Origin of the sequence: Kangiella sp. (assembly GCF_048265365.1) — a bacterium.
Classification (GTDB): domain Bacteria; phylum Pseudomonadota; class Gammaproteobacteria; order Enterobacterales; family Kangiellaceae; genus Kangiella.
Genome location: NZ_JBLXBT010000001.1, coordinates 1992267 through 2011430 on the forward strand (window position 1 = coordinate 1992267; position 19164 = coordinate 2011430).

At 43.0% G+C, this 19164-nt stretch carries 21 protein-coding genes and 1 rRNA gene; 10 read left to right on the top strand and 12 right to left on the bottom strand.

Annotation, left to right across the window (positions count from 1 at the left end):
- Nucleotides 1-17 precede the first annotated feature (17 nt).
- Complete coding sequence (locus tag ACN0VI_RS09165; RefSeq protein ID WP_417446532.1) at nt 18-1538, bottom strand: M23 family metallopeptidase; 1521 nt, start codon at nt 1536-1538, stop codon at nt 18-20.
- 517 nt (nt 1539-2055) lie between these two features.
- On the opposite strand from ACN0VI_RS09165, the gene ACN0VI_RS09170 reads away from it, so the two are divergent.
- Entirely contained in the window at nt 2056-2346 is a 291-nt protein-coding gene (locus ACN0VI_RS09170; protein ID WP_417446533.1) for a hypothetical protein, read from the top strand.
- 41 nt (nt 2347-2387) lie between these two features.
- Here the strand turns inward: ACN0VI_RS09170 and ACN0VI_RS09175 are convergent, their stop codons facing one another.
- On the bottom strand, nt 2388-2741 hold the full coding sequence (locus tag ACN0VI_RS09175) for a DUF2007 domain-containing protein (protein WP_331892404.1): 354 nt from the start codon (nt 2739-2741) through the stop codon (nt 2388-2390).
- A gap of 104 nt (nt 2742-2845) precedes the next feature.
- The gene (locus ACN0VI_RS09180) at nt 2846-3052 is read right to left on the bottom strand and encodes a cold-shock protein (RefSeq protein WP_012801047.1); all 207 of its coding nucleotides are present in this window, start codon (nt 3050-3052) and stop codon (nt 2846-2848) included.
- Between the two features lie 340 nt (nt 3053-3392).
- On the opposite strand from ACN0VI_RS09180, the gene ACN0VI_RS09185 reads away from it, so the two are divergent.
- Nucleotides 3393-3821, top strand: coding sequence for a DUF1801 domain-containing protein (locus tag ACN0VI_RS09185; RefSeq protein ID WP_417446535.1), 429 nt, complete (start codon nt 3393-3395; stop codon nt 3819-3821).
- Here the strand turns inward: ACN0VI_RS09185 and ACN0VI_RS09190 are convergent.
- Nucleotides 3818-3988 (bottom strand): hypothetical protein, encoded by a 171-nt coding sequence (locus ACN0VI_RS09190; RefSeq protein WP_331892409.1) that lies wholly within the window; start codon nt 3986-3988, stop codon nt 3818-3820. The genes ACN0VI_RS09185 and ACN0VI_RS09190 overlap by 4 nt on opposite strands.
- A gap of 223 nt (nt 3989-4211) precedes the next feature.
- Here ACN0VI_RS09190 and trxB point away from each other — a divergent pair, with 223 nt between their 5' ends.
- Nucleotides 4212-5159, top strand: a complete 948-nt coding sequence (gene trxB, locus ACN0VI_RS09195) for a thioredoxin-disulfide reductase (RefSeq protein WP_417446536.1) — start codon at nt 4212-4214, stop codon at nt 5157-5159.
- 74 nt (nt 5160-5233) lie between these two features.
- On the opposite strand, the gene ACN0VI_RS09200 is transcribed toward trxB, so the two are convergent.
- Nucleotides 5234-6370 carry a fatty acid desaturase gene (locus ACN0VI_RS09200; protein ID WP_331890819.1) on the bottom strand — a complete coding sequence of 379 codons (1137 nt, stop codon included), beginning with the start codon at nt 6368-6370 and terminating at the stop codon, nt 5234-5236.
- A 148-nt stretch (nt 6371-6518) separates the two neighbouring features.
- Here ACN0VI_RS09200 and fabR point away from each other — a divergent pair, with 148 nt between their 5' ends.
- Nucleotides 6519-7127, top strand: a complete 609-nt coding sequence (gene fabR / locus ACN0VI_RS09205; RefSeq protein ID WP_331890818.1) for an HTH-type transcriptional repressor FabR — start codon at nt 6519-6521, stop codon at nt 7125-7127.
- A 51-nt stretch (nt 7128-7178) separates the two neighbouring features.
- Here the strand turns inward: fabR and ltaE are convergent, their stop codons facing one another.
- On the bottom strand, nt 7179-8186 hold the full coding sequence (gene ltaE, locus ACN0VI_RS09210) for a low-specificity L-threonine aldolase (RefSeq protein ID WP_331890817.1): 1008 nt from the start codon (nt 8184-8186) through the stop codon (nt 7179-7181).
- 107 nt (nt 8187-8293) lie between these two features.
- Nucleotides 8294-9106 carry an MBL fold metallo-hydrolase gene (locus tag ACN0VI_RS09215; protein ID WP_331890815.1) on the bottom strand — a complete coding sequence of 271 codons (813 nt, stop codon included), beginning with the start codon at nt 9104-9106 and terminating at the stop codon, nt 8294-8296.
- A gap of 221 nt (nt 9107-9327) precedes the next feature.
- On the opposite strand from ACN0VI_RS09215, the gene ACN0VI_RS09220 reads away from it, so the two are divergent.
- Nucleotides 9328-9750, top strand: a complete 423-nt coding sequence (locus ACN0VI_RS09220; protein WP_331890814.1) for a translesion error-prone DNA polymerase V autoproteolytic subunit — start codon at nt 9328-9330, stop codon at nt 9748-9750.
- Nucleotides 9750-11018, top strand: coding sequence for a Y-family DNA polymerase (locus tag ACN0VI_RS09225; RefSeq protein ID WP_417446537.1), 1269 nt, complete (start codon nt 9750-9752; stop codon nt 11016-11018). Before ACN0VI_RS09220 ends, ACN0VI_RS09225 begins: the two co-directional genes overlap by 1 nt.
- A gap of 66 nt (nt 11019-11084) precedes the next feature.
- Here the strand turns inward: ACN0VI_RS09225 and ACN0VI_RS09230 are convergent, their stop codons facing one another.
- Complete coding sequence (locus ACN0VI_RS09230; protein WP_417446538.1) at nt 11085-13307, bottom strand: NADP-dependent isocitrate dehydrogenase; 2223 nt, start codon at nt 13305-13307, stop codon at nt 11085-11087.
- Between the two features lie 252 nt (nt 13308-13559).
- Between ACN0VI_RS09230 and ACN0VI_RS09235 the strand changes: the two genes are divergently transcribed.
- The 4 genes from ACN0VI_RS09235 to hflD are packed head-to-tail and all read left to right on the top strand — an operon-like array spanning nt 13560 to nt 16443.
- Nucleotides 13560-14171, top strand: a complete 612-nt coding sequence (locus ACN0VI_RS09235; protein ID WP_417446539.1) for a pseudouridine synthase — start codon at nt 13560-13562, stop codon at nt 14169-14171.
- Between the two features lie 41 nt (nt 14172-14212).
- Complete coding sequence (locus ACN0VI_RS09240) at nt 14213-14716, top strand: NUDIX hydrolase (RefSeq protein ID WP_331891733.1); 504 nt, start codon at nt 14213-14215, stop codon at nt 14714-14716.
- A gap of 7 nt (nt 14717-14723) precedes the next feature.
- A complete protein-coding gene (gene mnmA, locus ACN0VI_RS09245; RefSeq protein WP_417446540.1) occupies nt 14724-15827 on the top strand; it encodes a tRNA 2-thiouridine(34) synthase MnmA in 1104 nt (367 codons plus the stop codon).
- Nucleotide 15828: 1 nt separating this feature from the next.
- Nucleotides 15829-16443: a high frequency lysogenization protein HflD gene (hflD, locus tag ACN0VI_RS09250; RefSeq protein ID WP_417446541.1), complete on the top strand. Its 615-nt coding sequence runs from the start codon at nt 15829-15831 to the stop codon at nt 16441-16443.
- A gap of 34 nt (nt 16444-16477) precedes the next feature.
- Here hflD and ACN0VI_RS09255 read toward each other — a convergent pair whose 3' ends face one another.
- The 4 genes from ACN0VI_RS09255 to rrf form a co-directional block, all read right to left on the bottom strand.
- On the bottom strand, nt 16478-17344 hold the full coding sequence (locus tag ACN0VI_RS09255) for a PDZ domain-containing protein (RefSeq protein ID WP_417446542.1): 867 nt from the start codon (nt 17342-17344) through the stop codon (nt 16478-16480).
- 10 nt (nt 17345-17354) lie between these two features.
- The gene (locus ACN0VI_RS09260) at nt 17355-17891 is read right to left on the bottom strand and encodes a hypothetical protein (RefSeq protein ID WP_417446543.1); all 537 of its coding nucleotides are present in this window, start codon (nt 17889-17891) and stop codon (nt 17355-17357) included.
- Nucleotides 17884-18393: an RNA polymerase sigma factor gene (locus tag ACN0VI_RS09265; RefSeq protein WP_417446588.1), complete on the bottom strand. Its 510-nt coding sequence runs from the start codon at nt 18391-18393 to the stop codon at nt 17884-17886. Before ACN0VI_RS09265 ends, ACN0VI_RS09260 begins: the two co-directional genes overlap by 8 nt.
- Before the next feature lie 637 nt (nt 18394-19030).
- Nucleotides 19031-19146, bottom strand: a 5S ribosomal RNA gene (gene rrf / locus ACN0VI_RS09270).
- Nucleotides 19147-19164 lie beyond the last annotated feature (18 nt).

Below are 19164 nucleotides of genomic sequence, written 5' to 3' on the forward strand. Positions count from 1 at the left end.
TTTTTATGTGAATTTTACTATTTTACAACCCTCAAGCTATAGTTCCCTGAGCCGGAATAAGAATAGACAACCAACCGATAATAACCTGAATTAACGGTGTGGCTAATCGTTTCTTGTGATGCAGGGGTTTCTGAAATAGCTACCTGGTACCAATTGTAGCCATTCCAGCGTTCGAGCTTCAAATCAAAGTCTGCATTAGTAGGCCCGGTTAATTCGGCAGAGATATTGCCGCCAGCATAATAGAACCAACTACCATCAGGTTGTATTTGAGATGCCTGATGGTTCAAGTAGCCAATGTAAGTATCACCCTGCTCCGGCGGCTCGGAATCCGTGACACCGTAGTTATAGACATTGGTCCAGGCACAATATTTATAGCCTGCTCGAGCTAACCAAAAATAGCTGCAATTATCATCATAACTATTGCGGCCGGTACGCACCTCATAGCCAGAAAATCTCATTCCATTCAGATGATAAAATTGACCATTCTTCTTCAACGAAAAATGCAAATGAGGGCCAGTTGACTGGCCGCCATTACACAAAGCCTGTGGCTTATCATTGGCGTAATTCGCGACACGGACGTTACGACCGACTCTTGAACCAGTAGCATACTGAATATTTTCGATATGATAATAGGTAGTTGACCAGCCATCCTCATGGATAATCTCTGAAAAGCAGGATGAGTGATTTTTTACCGTGCCAGGAGCTGCCGATGAAACCCATATATGGCTTAAGTTATCGCCCCAATAGCCACCCGCATTAAAGTCCAGAGACGACTGTGGATAGGTGCCACTGCCATGATTGCTATGGCTCCCCCCATTACGCCAAGACTCTCCGGTAGGGAAAGGTAATTGAAAGTAGTCATTAATATTAGCAATTGTCACTAGCTGTGCTTTGGATGTTTCTTCTTCTTTTTTCTTGCCTTCAAATAATTTTCGATAGGCTTTACCGACCTCTTTAGAAGAGCTTGTACCGCCTTTGCCACCACGTCTTCTTAATATCCCCATGGCACCATCACCTTCTTTAGGGAAAATTGCCATGATTGCTTTTTGCGCATCTTGATCGTCGGTTAATTTATCGTTGCGTCCTGTCTGATCGAAAGAATGGCCACGATAAAACTCTTGGGCTAAACGGCTACTGATATCTTCAAGCTGTTCTCTGAAACCGACTTTCTTTGATAAGTTACCAAAGGGGCGCTCTATTATTGAGGTTGTACTGGCTCGAGTGATAATTCCAGTTTGATGCTCCATAAGTGCAATCAACACTTTTGGACTAACCGATGAATATCCGGCGTAATGAGAAATCTCTTCTGCATACGGAGCCAAATGCGGTGCATGCGCTTGTAAATATTCCTCAACATCAAAGTTGAGCATTTCATCGTAGCTATAAATGAATTCTTGTTTCGAAATATCTTGAGAGTAAGTGCCTTGCGATTGGTCGACGGCGTCCTCGGCCTGTATAGCTGTTGTATACACTCCCAACACCATTAAACAAGCCAGTGCACCAGACTTTCTTACAAGCCCGCTATTGAACAACTTCATACTGTCCCCTCATTCCACTAGGTATAAAGCATGAACATGCTTTATTTCAATTAAATCTTAGAATCGAACAGTTTAATCAAAGTTAAAGGTTAATGAGACTATAAAAGGTAACTTAATGGTTGAAACATGCAGCACGTCAAAAATGTACTTTTTGATACAGCTGAGATAAAAATAGATGCTATTTGGCACAGCAAATAAGCTGGTGTATAGTCCCAATCTTATTAATTAGGACAAGGAACTCATGGATCAGAATACCCGCTTAATATTAATTAGCTTAACATCTATAGTGAGCTTTATAGTCTTTTGGATATTCTTTGTCTTTAGTATTGTTTATCGCTTCTGCTGGACCTATACAGAACTCTGGTTTGAAGCTGAGGCGCCTATAACACCCTTTCTAACGTTTATTATTCTTTTTAGCCTAATCACAACATGGCTCCTCACAGAATTATGGGTAACCTTTAAGAAAAAATCATTTTCATTTTTTAGCTTATCAGTCTACACGATTTGCTTTGTGTTCATGGCAACGATAGCTACCATGATGATTAACTTTAATATCATCTATAAGATAGAGAATAATGAAGCCTCGCCAAACGATCTATTATTCAAGTCAAAGCACTTTACAGACTATTTAGAATATCAAAAGCTCGATGTCCTACCAATGGCTCGAGATGCTTCCTCCCCACCGTACAAAAGCTGGTATGACTTCCTTTACGAGCAAACCTGCGATACAGGCATTGATATTACAGGATTATCAAAGTTCGATTACGAGCAGCTTAGGAAAAAATATAAGGCATTATATGACCATTAACTCATGGCAAGTGGTAGGTAACTAATTTCACATGAACACGACTAAAACTCTATTGTCGCTGCCACAAACAATAAAATAATGGCCACGGCAATACAAACATCCCTGACCAGGTGGCTCTCAGTTGGTGCTGGCTCTTGATGGTAATCATCTTCCGCGTCAAATAAGTCTGCGTCGTCGGTAGTAAATTCTGCGGATTGCCAACCCTCAACAATGTCACGAGCTTCGACATAGTCTTCATCGTGAACCCAAACTTTAACATTATTCATGGCAGCGGCTTCACCGACCGCCCCCTGCATACCGGTACCTCGCACTTGTGCATAAATATCAGCCGAAGATAAGACTCCCGCCAAGATGTTCGCGTCCATAGCATTTTCTGCGTGATATACAATTTTCATGGTCGTCTACCGTGTATTTTTAATTAACTTAATCAAATTCTGAGCATAAAAAAACCGCGTCATTTGACGCGGTTTTTTAGATCTAAATATACAATTCTATAGAATTATACTTTAGTTACGTTAGCAGCTTGAGCGCCTTTAGGGCCTTGCTCGATATCGAACTCAACACGTTGGCCTTCTGCTAAAGTTTTGAAACCGTCACCTTGAATAGCACGGAAGTGTACAAATACATCTTCGCCTTGCTCTTGCTCGATGAAACCAAAACCTTTAGATTCGTTGAACCACTTAACGGTACCAGTGATCTTAGACATAATAAAACTCCAAAGCTAATTGCTTGAAAAAATAAAGTTGTTGCCAAAAACGGCGGTCTTACTGAGATAAAATTGACACTAACTTAGGTAACAAATAGCGAGGTACGACTTGAAGTTAATCTATGAAGCTAAGGCCCACTGATTTACTCGGTGTATCATCGAAAATGTATCCATTCGATAGCTGTTATTTTAACCAGCGATGAAAAGAATACTATATACACCGCAGAAGTAAAGATTTTTTTTAGCATTTAACCGAAAAATCATACTTTTGCCATAGTCCAAAATATGCAATAGTTTCAGAAACCTAGCCCCTGCATCACCAAATAAAATAGGACAAATCATGGCCGGAACTGAGAACAAAACAAAACCAAACGACCAGGATGTTGCCAGCTTCTTAAAACAAGTTGAACCAGCTCAAAAGCAACAAGACTGTCAGCAGATTCTGGGCATGATGAAAAAAGCTACTGGATCAGAGCCTAAAATGTGGGGCGGCAACATGATTGGCTTTGGTGAGTATCATTATAAATATGCCAGTGGTCGGGAAGGTGACTGGTTCTTGACCGGCTTCTCGCCACGCAAACAAAACATCAGCCTTTACATTATGGCCGGCTTTGATCGGTATGAGGAACTGATGAGCCAGTTAGGCAAATACAAGACCGGAAAGTCCTGCCTGTATATCAATAAACTGGCTGATATTGATGTGGAGGTGCTTGAAAAACTAATTAAATTATCAGCAACATACGTAGAAGAACACCAGTCAAGCTGTTAATGCGCCTGCTGGTTGTCTAGTTCGTTATCGGCAACTTGTTGCAACAGTACTGAAAACCAGATTTTCTTTACTTTATCAGCGTCTAAGCCATATAGATTCACATCACTAGCGATTTGTTGAATCGCAGCATCAATCTCTTTTTCTTCAATACGATGCTCTTTATTCATAAGAATCTCCAATGCATAAGCCTGTTATCAGGTTAATACCTATTTGACTTTTTATCAATGCGTATTTGCATTGCGAGTGTATTAAGCCTACGTGTTAACCCGGCTAAAGCTCTATTGGAGCAATAGATTAAGATTATCGAATAAAGGTTTATTTTTAGCCTTTAAATCCCTACAATTTGCCCTTAAAAATTATTAATAGACAAGAATTTAGCGGAGAAACCTGATGAGCGAAACTCGCCATATTAAGTGCCTGATTTTGGGTTCTGGACCAGCCGGATACAGTGCCGCGGTATATGCTGCACGCGCCAATTTGAACCCAGCCATTATTACCGGAATGCAGCAAGGCGGCCAATTGACCACCACCACTGACGTTGATAACTGGCCTGGTGACAATGAAGGCGTTCAAGGACCGGAGCTTATGATCCGCATGCAAAAACACGCAGAGCGCTTTGGCACTGAAATTATTTTCGACCATATTCATACGGTTGACCTGAAAAACCGTCCTTTCACTCTGACAGGCGACAGTGGCACCTATACCTGTGACGCTTTGATTATCTGTACAGGCGCCTCAGCCAAATACCTTGGCTTACCCTCTGAAGAAGCTTTCATGGGCAAAGGCGTTTCTGCTTGTGCAACCTGCGATGGCTTTTTCTATCGCCAACAAAAAGTTGCTGTTATCGGCGGCGGAAATACTGCGGTTGAAGAAGCGCTATATTTATCAAATATCGCCAGCGAAGTTCATTTGGTTCATCGCCGCGACGAACTACGCTCTGAAAAGATTCTTCAGGACAAGCTTTTTGAAAAAGCGAAGAATGGCAATGTTGTCCTCCATTGGCATCGCACCCTCGAAGAAGTAGTTGGTGACAACATGGGGGTAACCGGTATCCGCATTAAAAGCACTAAAGATGACTCAATCGAAGAGTTAGAGCTACAAGGTGTTTTCATAGCCATCGGCCATAAACCAAACACCGATATCTTCGAAGGTCAGCTGGAAATGAAGGATGGCTATATCGTGGTTAAAAGTGGCCTGGCAGGAAACGCTACTGCAACATCAGTGGAAGGTGTTTTTGCCGCTGGTGACGTCTGTGACCATGTTTATCGCCAAGCCGTGACTTCTGCTGGTACAGGCTGTATGGCAGCTCTTGATGCTGAGAAATATCTGGATCAATAGTCGACTGAATGTCAGACAAAATAAAGGCCGCATAAGCGGCCTTTATTTTTGATTACTTATAAACTCAGTAAAGTTTAAGCGTATTGTTTTGCCAAAGTCACCCAGGATGTTTTCTGCTCTTCAAAACGCTTACGCAATTGCTTGTAATTCTCGATTAATGCTGAGTCCTCATAGCTCTCTTTCAGCTCGCACTTCTTAGCTTCCAGCCACTGCTTTTGCGCTTCATAGACTTCTGACAAGCGTAGAACAAGCTTGTCATACTCATCATGTAGCTTCTGCATAATTTCTTCAGCGTTTGGCAAATGTGCCACACGACCTTTTGCCTTTAACAACAAGGTTTCTGCTTTAGCTTTTTCAATCTTTTCAATCGGCACTTTTTTCAGGTTTGAAGTAACGCCAACCCAACTTAATGCTTTAATCCACCATTTTGATGGGTCAAAGTGCCACCAGCGAACGCCGTTACGGTAGTCGTACTGAAACTTATGGTGATAATTATGATAGCCTTCACCGCCGGTCAAAACCGCAAGTACAAGGTTGTCTCGCGCGGAATTTTCTTCCGTATAAGGACGCGTGCCCCACATATGAGCTAGCGAATTAATGAAGAAAGTTAAGTGATGCGACCAAACCAGGCGTAGAACACCGGCGACCAAAATCATTTCCCAAAAGATGCCATAAGCCAAGCCTAAAACAACCGGGACCAGAACATTCAGACCAACACTTAATTTCCAGTAGTGCTTGTGCTGGAACATCACAATCGGATCGCGCTGCAGGTCTTTGCAACGGTCATACTGCTCGTCGTAACGACCGTTATCACGGCGTACTAATAACCAACCAATATGTGAGTGCCAAAAACCTAAGCTGGCCGAATAAGGATCTTTTTCCTCATGGTCAACATGCTTATGGTGAATGCGGTGATCAGAAGACCAGTGCAAAGCGCTGTTTTGTAATGATAAGCAACCGCCGATTGCAAGAATAACGCGTAAAACAGGATTCGCCTCATAAGCACGGTGCGACCACAGGCGGTGATAACCCATAGAGATGGCTGTGCTTGAGAATAACCATAAGCCTACTCCCCAAGCCCAGCTTGAGAAATGAAAACCGTATTGAATGCCATACCAGGGAACCAGGGTAATGGCTGCCAGGAAACTTAATCCGAAAAAGATGATGTTTGTCCAGATGGGCTGTGAATGTGTTTGGGTAGAATCTGTCATGAAGTGCCTCTAACTTTAAATTAGCGTACACTTGTACGCTAAGTCTTAGGCTAGTATAACTATCCAATATGACAATTGCAATCCAGCGTACAACTGTACTCTTAAGCTATTGTTTTCTATACTAGGCAAAATCACAGAGGAGTTGAGCATGGCTGGAGCACGTGCGTTACAGAAAGAAAAGACCCGTCAAGCCATTATTGACGCGGCTTTGATGCACCTATCCGCAGACCATAGCTTTGCCAGTCTCAGCCTGCGTGAAGTGGCTCGGGAAGCAGGCATAGCCCCCACCTCTTTTTATCGACATTTCAACGACATGGAAGAACTTGGTCTGACTTTGGTTGATGAGTCGGGACTAACTTTGCGCGAGCTCATGCGTAAAGCACGTCAGCGAATCGAGAAAAACGGTAGTGTTATCAATACCTCGGTGGAAACCTTTATGGAGTTCGTCGAGCGAAACCCCAATATTTTCCGCCTGTTATTGCGGGAGCGTAGCGGTACCTCAGTGAAGTTTCGTGAAGCTGTAGCTCGCGAAGTAAACCATTTCAAAGATGAGCTCACCGAATATTTAATGGCTGAATCCGACTATTCGCAGGAATTTGCTTATACTTTGGCAGAAGGCCTGGTTACGCTGGTCTTTAATGCTGGTGCTGAAGCGCTCGATCTCAATCCTATAGAACGTGAAAAGCTTAAAGAAAGAACCATATTACAATTACGCTTTATTACTTTCGGTGCAGCTGGCGTTAAAGAAAAAGCCTGAGAGCTTTCACTGCCAGGCTTTGTGATACAAGATAGCTCTCATGTAAAGGGCTTATGCAAAAAACGCTTTTACCTGCTCTTCAATATAATCCACATCTGAATCACTGATATTCAAGTGCATCACCCAACGCATAGTTCCCGTCGGAAGAATGGTAATGCCTTTATCGTTTAAAAACTTAGCTAAAGCCTCAGCGGTATCCATTGTCGTTTTAACAAACAGCATATTGGTTTGCACCAAGTCCTGATTAATCGACAGCTCTTCAATACCCTGCAACCGCTGCGCCAGTTGCTTTGCATGGCGATGATCTTCCGCTAAACGCTTAACATTATTCTCTAAAGCATAAATACCTGCTGCCGCTAAGATACCAGCCTGACGCATTCCGCCACCCACCATCTTGCGCCAACGGCGTGCCCATTTTATCAGTTCCGCACTTCCGCACAGCACTGAGCCGACCGGAGCACCCAATCCCTTAGACAGACAAATTGAAATAGAGTCTGAGTATTGAGCTAAATCCTTAAGCTCGCAACCTAACTCTGTGATTGCATTAAAAGCACGAGCACCATCAAGGTGCACCGATAAGTTTTTCGACTTTGCAAACTCATATGCAGACTTCATATACTCAAGACTGATGACCTTACCGTTATGCGTGTTTTCCAGACACAACAACTTACTACGCGCGAAGTGATAATCGTCTTTCTTAATCACTGCCTCAATCTTGGCAAAATCCAAAGTACCATCCTGCTCAACCGCTATCGGCTGCGGAATGATACTACCTAACACCGGCGCCCCGCCCGCTTCATACAAGTAAGTATGATAACCCTGACCAACGATATACTCCTCACCACGCTGGCAATGAGCAAGCAACGCAACCAAGTTCGACATGGTTCCGGATGGTACAAACAACGCGGCTTCTTTACCCGCCATCTCCGACATCATAGCTTCCAAACGATTCACCGTCGGGTCATCATGAAACACATCATCACCCACCGCCGCGGTCGACATGGCACGACGCATCTCCTCAGACGGCACAGTCACCGTATCACTTCGTAAATCAATCATAGTCTATTTATACTTAGTTAAGATTCATTCATTGTAGATAAATAGATTTATCAAGCAACAAAAAAGGCGCCCGCAGGCGCCCATCACTCTCAAATCTCAATCAGAAACTAAGCCACTTCTCTTTTATCCATGCGGGCGCTGTAGTCTCTTTGGGTAAATAAATCCAAACCGCACTCTAACTTTGAAATCCAGTCGAGGAATTGTCGAACACATAACTTGCCCTTAAACGGCGAACCATGCTGCGGTACAATCATTTCAACGTCCAAATCCGCAACCATATTTGCCCAGAGGCGACAGGCTTTATTAGCGACCATATACCTTTGATGGAAGCCTTTCATATATTTAGTATGCTCTGCAAAATCTTGAACACCACCAAAATCATCGTCATCCACCATAGAGGCCCCCATATCACCAGAGAATAGAATCTTGCTGACGGGATCATAGACCTGAAAATTACCAACCGAATGCAAAAAGTGTGCAGGTACGGCATACAAAGGATTATCACCTAAGCGTATCGCCCCACCCTCGTCGTCCAGACCAATAATCCGTTGCGATAATTCTGTTTCGTTCATCTGATTATAAAATGACGACGCAAAATGTGGCAAAAAGCGCTCCCACAGCTTGGAGCATATGACTTTTGCTGGCGTTTGCATCATCCAGCGGCCAATCGAAGCAATAATGTCTGGGTCTTGATGTGACGCGATGATGTAGTTTAATTGATGGGTTGGCGATAGCTTTTCAATTTCAAGCTTTAACTTGGCATAAGTCAGGTCGCCACCGGGATCGAGCAAAGCTGTTTTGTCGCCATCGATAATTAGAAACTGGTTAGCTTGTACCGCTTCACCCGTAACCAGATTATTAAAGGCATAACACTTATGATGCCCATCGTTGTATAACTCAATAGCTTTACTTTTAAACATGATAACAACCTTACTTCTGCCCGATACTTTAAGTGAGTTTAATATAATGGAGCACAAACTTTTTAACTTGATCTGAATCAAGCGCATGATAACTAAGGCAATATTTTTGTACGCTTTTTGTTCGACGTTTTACTGCTGACGCAAACTGGCTGCATATGCTAATCTAACACCAATATGAGACGTATTTTTCAGCATAATCATTATCAAACCTGTGGGTCACTATGAGCAAAGTTTCTATCCTTAAACCAAGCGGTCAATACTCAGACATCCCTTTATACTCGGGCAAGATTTCTGCTGGCTTTCCGGGAGTTGTTGATGAGCACATGGAAGATACGTTGAGTCTTGATCAGCTTCTTATCCAAAATCCTGCAACGACTTTTTTCGCCAAGGTCGAAGGCGACTCCATGAATGGCGCGGGAATTTTCCAGAATGATATCTTGATTGTCGATCGCTCTTTGACCGCTAAAGATAAAGATGTGGTCGTGGCTATGCTAGATAATGAATTCACGGTAAAGCGACTGCGTACCAGCGGCCCTTTGCGTCTGCAAGCTGAAAACCCGGTCTATAAAGATATTCCCATTACCGGTGAAAGCGAACTGGTGATCTGGGGCGTGGTCACAGGTCTGGCGAGGAGCTTGCGCTAATGGGTAACCCTCAGGCGACTTATGCTTTATGCGACGTTAACAGTTTTTATGTGTCGTGCGAACGTATGTTCCGGCCTGACCTCTATGACAAGCCCGTGATTGTTCTGAGTAACAATGATGGCTGTATTATTGCTCTGTCCGATGAAGCCAAAGCACTTGGCATTCAGATGGCATCGCCCTATTTTGAGGCACGCTCAATAATCCAAAAACATAAGGTCATCTGTTTCTCCTCCAATTATGGTCTATACGGCGACATCTCAAAACGCTTTAACTGGATACTGGAACAGCATTGCGATCAGGTTGCACCTTACTCGGTAGATGAATCCTTTATGAGATTTGATGGCTTTCCCAATGACCTCACTAGGCGAGCACAAACTATTCGCTCAGAGCTTTGGCACAGCTTGTCTCTACCCGTTTGTATAGGACTGGCCCCCACCAAAACCTTAGCGAAAGTTGCTAACCATTTCGCTAAAAAGCATAAAACAACCACTCATGGTGTAGTCGACCTATCAATTCCCAAAGTGCGCGAATGGGCTTTGAAGCAAATTGCAGTGGCTAAGATCTGGGGGATTGGCAGGCAGCTGTCAAAAAAACTCATAATGCAAGATATCCACACCGCCTGGGATCTGCATAACGCTGATTATAAAACCTTACAGCGAATGTTCTCGGTCAATATGGAGCGCACTATTTTAGAATTGCGCGGCCAGCCCTGTCTGAAATTTTCCGAGCTACCCGAGCCAAAGAAATCAATTTTGAATTCACGCTCTTTTGGCAAGCCACTCAATACCTATTCTGATTTGAAAGAAGCTGTTGCGCACCACACCAGCCGTTGCTGCGAAAAATTGCGCAACCAATCATCACTGGCTTCATCAATCACCGTATTTCTTTACGGGCAACGCAAAGAACAGGTTTACCACAACCGACCAAGCATCACTCTTCAACTGCCTGAGCCAACTGATGATACCAGCATTTTTCTGCAAGCTATTGAGCAAGGCTTAAGGCATATTGTGAAAACAGGCGAGTCTTACAAGAAAGCTGGAGTTATGCTTAATGGCATTGTCGATAGTCATGGTTATCAACCCGATATTTTTGAAGCCATACCGCAGCGACCAGAGCTGATGCAAAGTCTTGATAGAATTAACCGCCGCTATGGACAAGACACCGTTAAATTCGGCAGTTTGGGATTCGCCAAAAACTGGGCCATGCGCGCCAACTCCTGCTCACCCCACTACACCTCACGCTGGCAAGATATTCTAAAAGTCAGCTAGACCTATTTATTACAGATACAAAAAAGGCGCCAATCGGCGCCTTTAGTTTTTATTAAAGTGAGATGATCAAATCAACTCTAAAGCCTTGTTCAAAGTCACGCTTGGACGCATAGCTTTAAAACCAAGGTTGTCGTCAGGCTTGTAATAGCCACCAATATCCATTGGTTGACCCTGAACATCATTAAGCTCCTCAACGATTGTTATCTCATTGCTGGTCAATGCCTCAGAGACTTTAGCGAAAAGCTCTGTTAACTCAGCATCATCAGTTTGGCTCGCAAGTTCCTGTGCCCAGTACATGGCCAAATAGAAATGGCTGCCACGGTTATCAAGCTCTTTCACTTTACGTGATGGCGACTTGCCATTATCAAGGAACTTACCCGTTGCACGATCAAGAGTATCAGCAAGCACCTGAGCTTTCTTGTTATTGGTCGTCTGAGCCATGTGCTCAAAAGAAACTGCCAATGCTAAAAACTCACCCAGCGAATCCCAACGCAAGTGATTCTCTTCCATAAACTGCTGTACGTGCTTAGGTGCAGAACCACCGGCCCCGGTTTCGAACAAACCACCGCCATTCATCAGTGGCACAATCGAAAGCATTTTGGCACTGGTACCTAGCTCAAGAATTGGGAACAAATCAGTTAAGTAGTCACGCAATACGTTACCTGTAACTGAAATAGTGTCTTTACCGTCTTTCATGCGCTGAAGCGTAAACTTAGTTGCATCCACTGGGGACATGATATGAATCTCAAGACCGCTGGTGTCATGATCTTTCAAGTAAGTTTCAACTTTCTTGATCAGCTCCGCATCATGGGCGCGGTTTTTGTCCAACCAGAACACTGCCGGCATACCACTTAAGCGAGAGCGAGTGACCGCTAATTTAACCCAGTCACGGATTGGTGCATCTTTTACCTGACACATGCGCCAGATGTCACCCTCTTCCACGGCGTGCTCAAGAACTACATTACCGTCTTTATCAGTAACGCGAACATGGCCATTGCCAGTCATTTCAAACGTTTTATCATGCGAGCCATACTCTTCCGCTTTTTGCGCCATCAAGCCAACATTTGGTACTGTGCCCATCGTGCGCGGATCAAAAGCACCATGCTCTTTACAGAAATCAATAGTCGCACTATAAACACCAGAATAACTGCTGTCTGGGATAACGGCTTTTGTATCTTTAGGTTGACCATCAGGTCCCCACATCTTGCCTGAAGTGCGAATCATTGCCGGCATGGAAGCATCAATAATCACGTCACTTGGAACGTGCAGGTTAGTAATGCCTTTATCTGAGTTGACCATGGCTAATTCAGGGTTCTTAGCATAAACCGCTTCAATATCTGCTTTAATTTCATCACGTTGCTCAGCTGGCAATGCTTCGATTGCTGACAATAGATTTCCAAAGCCATTATTGACGTTCACGCCAATTTCATCGAACAGCTTTCCATACTTATCAAACACTTCTTTGAAGAAGACCTTAACGCCATGACCAAAAATAATTGGGTCAGAAACCTTCATCATGGTCGCTTTCATATGCAAAGAGAAAAGAACATCTTGCTTCTTCGCATCTTCAACCTGCTCTTCCAAAAACTTAACTAGAGCATTTTTGTTTAAGACGGTGGCATCTATCACCTCACCCGCTAATAAAGGCGTTGATTCTCTAAGTACCTGCTTGCTGCCGTCATTACTAATGAATTCGATTTTGACATCGTTCGCACCGTCGACTGTAACGGACTTTTCATTGGAGAAAAAATCACCGGACTGCATACTGGCAACGTGTGATTTGGAATCTTTTGACCATTCACCCATTGAGTGTGGATTTTTCTTCGCGTAATTTTTAACAGCATTTGGCGCGCGACGGTCAGAGTTACCCTCGCGTAATACTGGATTTACCGCACTGCCTTTAATTTTGTCATAACGGTTACGGATGTCTTTTTCTTCATCATTAGATGGGCTGTCAGGATAATCTGGAAGTGCGTAGCCTTTCTCTTGCAACTCTTTAATAGTGGCTTTTAACTGAGGAATCGAAGCACTAATGTTAGGTAACTTGATGATGTTTGCTTCAGGCTTTTTCACTAATTCACCTAACTCAGCCAATGCATCAGGAATGCGCTGTTCTACTTTAAGATATTCAGGGAAACTGGCTATCACACGCCCCGCCAGGGAAATGTCACTGGTTTCGACTTGGATACCAGCGGCTTTCGCAAACGCCTCAACAATCGGTAGCAAAGAGTAAGTTGCTAATGCTGGGGCCTCATCAGTTTTTGTATAAATGATCTTTGAACTTGTCATGATGCATCCTAATTTATGTGCTGCGGAACAAGAGCTAGCACGTGATGAATTAAAGTCCTGAGTGCTATAAAATTGAACACCCTAACTGTTGGTGGCGCAAATTATACGCGAAAATTTCGTTGCCTGCATGTAGTGGCGGTAAAGCAATACTGATATTGGTCAAGATAATGGGTACAATTAGATGATATTCAAGCAAGGCCTGATTCAGCGGCCTTAATCCTGAACAAAATTTAAACAATTGTCATACTATTTATGAGCAAACTGGTTCTTTTTAACAAGCCTTTTAATACCCTTTGCCAGTTCACTGGGGAGGCTGACGACAGTACTTTGGCAGACTATATCGACATTTCTGGAGTCTATCCTGCTGGCAGGCTTGATAAGGACTCCGAAGGATTATTATTATTGACGGATGATGGGCAACTGCAGAATCAAATAGCCAGCCCAAAACATAAGATGGAAAAAACCTACTGGGTACAAGTTGAAGGCACACCGGAGGATACTGATCTTGAGCCCCTGAGGCGCGGACTAGTGATACAGAATTATAAGACCAAACCAGCGAAGGTTCGTTTACTTGAAACTCCCGATGTATGGCCCAGAAACCCTCCAATACGAGAGCGCAAGAACATTCCCACGTCATGGCTCGAAATCATTATCAGCGAAGGCAAGAATCGTCAGGTTCGACGCATGACGGCCGCTATTGGACACCCCACTTTGCGCCTTATCAGGGCGCAAATCGGGCCATGGCAACTTGGCTCTCTCAATGTAGGCGAATACGCCATTACTGAGGTGGCGACTCCTAAAACGCCAGTCAGCCCAAGAAACAAGACCACTCAATCAAAAAGGTTTAGCCGACGCCATAAATAAGCTAAAATACGCGCTCATTTCATTCCTGTACATAGGCTTGCATGCTACCTGTTCATGTCACTGTTGCGGCTATTATCGAGCATAATAATCGGTTCCTTATGGTTGAAGAGCGCACCTCAAGGGGCGAAATCGTCTTTAACCAGCCAGCAGGTCACCTGGAATCAGACGAAAGTCTGGTCAACGCCATTATTCGAGAAGTTAAAGAAGAGACAGGGTTAGCTTTTAAACCGAATCAATTAGTCGGTACCTATACTTTAAATCCAGCGACCAATAACCAATATTATCAACGATTTTGTTTTACTGGCGATGTTGAGCAACCGCTCGAATTAGCGCCGGAGGATGATGATATTATTGCAGCTCACTGGATGACCATTGATGATATTTTAGCCGTTGTCCCACAACATAGAACTGGCTTGATTGTGCAGTGTCTGAAGGACTACCTCAAAGGGCAAAGATACTCTCTTAATTCGCTACTATGCAGCCAAGATGAATTGGCTTTGCAAAGAGATGGTATTAACTTTCTAAAACAGCTTCAAACTAAGTAATTTTATAATGACTGAAAAAGCACCAGAAAACACTCACGTTATCGTTGGCATGTCCGGCGGTGTAGACTCTTCGGTTTCCGCATACCTTCTGAAAGAACAGGGCTACCAGGTGGAAGGCCTGTTTATGAAGAACTGGGAAGAAGACGATACAGATGAGTATTGCTCAGCAGCGGAAGACTTAGCCGACGCGCAAGCCGTGTGTGATAAGCTGGGAATTAAGCTTAGAACGGTTAACTTTGCAGCAGAATATTGGGATCGAGTCTTTGAGTATTTCTTAGAAGAGTACAAAGCCGGACGAACTCCAAACCCGGATATCATGTGTAACAAAGAAATCAAGTTCAAAGCATTTCTAGATTATGCGCAATTATTAGGTGCTGATTATATTGCTACCGGCCATTATGTTCGACGTGGTCAGGCTCACGGTAAAGCAACGCTGTTAAGAGGCCTTGATCGCAACAAAGATCAATCCTATTTCTTATACGCTGTCAGCCATGAAAAAATTGCTAAAACCTTGTTCCCCGTTGGTGAGATCGAAAAGCCAGAAGTCAGAAAAATTGCCGAAGAACAAGGGTTGGTGACAGCAAAGAAAAAAGACAGCACAGGAATTTGCTTTATTGGTGAACGAAAATTTACCGATTTCCTTCAACAATATTTGCCTGCGCAACCTGGCAATATAGAAACACCTGAGGGTGAAGTTGTTGGAAAGCATAATGGTCTGATGTATCACACACTTGGCCAGCGTAAAGGTTTAGGCATTGGCGGTAGGCAGGATGCTTCCGAAGATCCATGGTTTACTTTAGACAAAGATCTTGAACGTAACGTGTTAATTGTCGGTCAGGGCCATGAACACCCTCTATTAATGAGTCACAGCTTAGTTGCCGACAAGTTAGACTGGGTGGCAGTTGAAGCACCTTCTGATGACTTTAGTTGTACGGCAAAAACTCGCTATCGACAAGAAGACGTTCCCTGTCAGGTTAAACGCTTGAATGACACCGAATGGCTGGTAGAATTCGACGAAAAACAACGTGCAGTTACGCCAGGACAATCAGTGGTCTTCTATCAAGATGAAATCTGTTTAGGCGGCGGCATAATTAAACAAATAAGACGATAATATGAATCAACCAAATTACCCGAATATTGTTTTAGCTTTGGCTGGTATCTGCCAAGCTCTAGAATGCGTTCGCTCGATCGCAAGAACTGGAGAAGCCGATCCTACCGATGTTGAGATTATGCTTGAAAGTGTTTTAAAAACGAATGCTGACAAAGCAGAAGATATTTATAAGAACCATAAATATTTACACACTGGATTTAAAGTACTGACTGAGCAATTGTCAGGCAATAAAGCTGATGCGGACTTTGGTCGTTATTTAGTAGGCGTGCTTAACTTAGCAAAACGGTTTTTATCAGATAGCAAAATGCAGGAAGTGATGGCTTCCAGAGTCAAGCAAGCCAACCGACTTCATGAGTATCACGAAGGTATAAATCACGATCTGATTGAGCAATTGGCTAATATTTATAAAGACACTATTTCTACCTACTCCGCTAAAATTCAAGTCACAGGCAATGGCCGTTATCTTGAACAGTCTGCTAATCAAGCGAAGATCCGTGCTTTATTGCTAGCAGCGATACGAAGCGCCGTGCTTTGGGATCAGGTTGGTGGAAAAAAACGACAGTTTATATTCAGTAAAAATAAGATCTTACAAACTGCAAAAGCCTACTTAGCGTAGTAGGCTTCTGAATTTCTCTATGAGGTAGAACTTACTATGGCTTGCACTTTGAATCTGACACTTTCCAAACAATAGGCTTCCAGTAATCCTCATCAACAACCTTTAAGCGCTTTTTTGGATCAAATTGAGCTGCGATATGGTATGTCTTATTTGGCTCAATAGTCAGCTCTAAAGTCTTGCCCTTTTCAATACCCGGTTTACGTCGAGACATCATACCATCAGGAATGTATTCATGGACTTTGATTGAATGAGGACCAGATGGCAGTTTTATAGTATCTCGATAATGGAAGCCGGTTTCACCGTCCACTTCAAAAACTTTGGCTGAGTATTGGTACTTAGTACCGGGCGGTGTAAAGAAAACAGAGAGATATCCACAGCCTGCCAACTCAGGTTCATTTTGCGCTGACTTATTTGAAGAAACCTGCAGGCTCCAAGCCGGTATGAGATTACTTTGGGCAATCGCATTAAGTGGGATGGTTCTATCACCTCTTCGAATTTGAGCTTCAATGGAACTAGCTGACTTTAATTTTAAGCCATCGGCTATTCTTTTTACCACAACTCCATCAACACTCAATTCTTTTATAACATCCCCCGCCTTAAGCCCTAAAGCCTCAGCATTTGAGTGTGGAGTAACAGAAAGGACGGTATTACTGTCAGGATCAATAACCACTCCAAAACTAATAGACTGATAAGCAGGCTCAGATAGTACCAATGATAAGGACTCAGTAGTTGAATCTTGCTTACTCTCCAGTCTATTTATTTCTGCAAGTGTACGACTAATCTCACGCTTTAGATTATCAGCGAGAATTTGTGCTTCAGCACTTTTCAACTCATTGGTTTGGGCTGACGCACTCAAAGAAACCAACAAACAAGCTGACAAGAGAACATATTTCATCAACATAAATAGACTCCTATATATGAGTAGCATGAACACTTTTCGCGTTTACTATAAGTGCATTCAACTGTGAGAGTGTTTTATTTTTCTGATGCCAGAGTTGCAATTTATCCTGAGAGTCATCCTCGTTACCATAGGCATCAGCAAGCTTACTATTAATAGAGAGAAGCTCTTTTTCTAATTGAAACTTTTGAACGTATATAAACTCACTAAGGGGTTGATGTTTAAGCTGCTCAAAAGTAGCTTCTAGCTGTTGTGACTGTTTTATTGCTGAAACTAACATAGTATTGGGTTGTGACACGTAATCACCCGATAGCTTCTCATGGAACAGTAACTGCCACGACACGACAGCAACCAGTAAGCTTGCAGCTACAGCATAATACCAGCCGTAATTAGATCTAGTCTTCTCACGCTTTATTCCAACCTTGCGCTTATCAAAAGCGTCGAGAACAGACTTCTCAATACACTGATCAACAGAGGCAGGAACGGATAACTCTTCCGCACTCTGCCACTTAGCGATAAATTGATGTTCAATGGATGTTTTTTTACTCATAAGAACTAACCTTGTTACCACTATAACGCTCTAACTGAGCTAGTTTGGATAACTTTTGCAGTGAACGACTGTAAATCTGTTTGGAATTACTCTCACTGATACCAAGTTGGGACGCTATCTCCTGATGCGTATACTCTTCGATAGAGAACAAGACTAACACTGCTCGCTCCCTTTCACACAAAGTCATTAAAAGGCTATCAAGATCATAACCAGCTAAAGAATCACTCTTACTCTTAAAAGCATCGCCTGCAAAATGATCATCATCAAAGCCCGTTGCATCTCGCTCATTTGCTCTGATGTAATCAATGACGCAGTTATAAGTTATACGTTTAAGCCATGAACCAAATTTGGAATAATCATTTACATCACTTAAACGCGTCATCACTTTCAGAAACACCTGCTGCAATATATCTGATGCAGCATCTGGGTTTTGTAACATCCTATATGCCAAGCTATATACAGCTTGCTTATAGGTATTATAAATTTGAGCATAGGCAGACATGTCTCCAGCGAGAGCTTTTCTTACGACTTGTTTGGAGCAAGGTATTGCAAACGACACAAAGCATAAATCCTTTATTAAACTAATACCTAAGACGGGATAGTCTTTTTAAACGTGACAAACCATTTTTTAAAGGATGTCGTAAAAATAAGTAAAAAACAATGAATACAAGCTACAGAAATGAAAAAGGCCACATAAGTGGCCTGTATTAACTGATGCACTGAGTATAATAGGTGCCTTTGGGTTGATTCCACCAACTGGTAGATTGACCACTACCTATAGCCTCTTCCTTAATGACGCGTTTTGTACTATCCATCAACCTGCACTTCCTAGTAAAGCTAGCAGTGTTTTGAATTCGAACTTTCCAGTTTCCGCTTGATAGCACACTGTAAACTGCGTAACGGGTTTCACTATACCTATCTTGCAGCTTTTCAGCTCTATCCCAATATATACAGGTAGCTTGTAGATAGCCATTGCCCATCTGTGCAATAAATTTTTCGTCAGCAGTTTGTCTAGGCCCCGCATATACGCTATTAACAGGTCTACCGTCTAAAGTATGAGAGCATTTGATGGTATATTCTGAGTTATTCGTAAGTGTACAAAAAAACCCCGACCTTTCGGACGGGGTTTTTGAATAAGCGCTTGGCGATGACCTACTCTCACATGGGGAAGCCCCACACTACCATCGGCGATGAGTCGTTTCACTTCTGAGTTCGGGATGGGATCAGGTGGTTCCAACTCTCTATTGTCGCCAAGCATAAAAAATTGAGTATC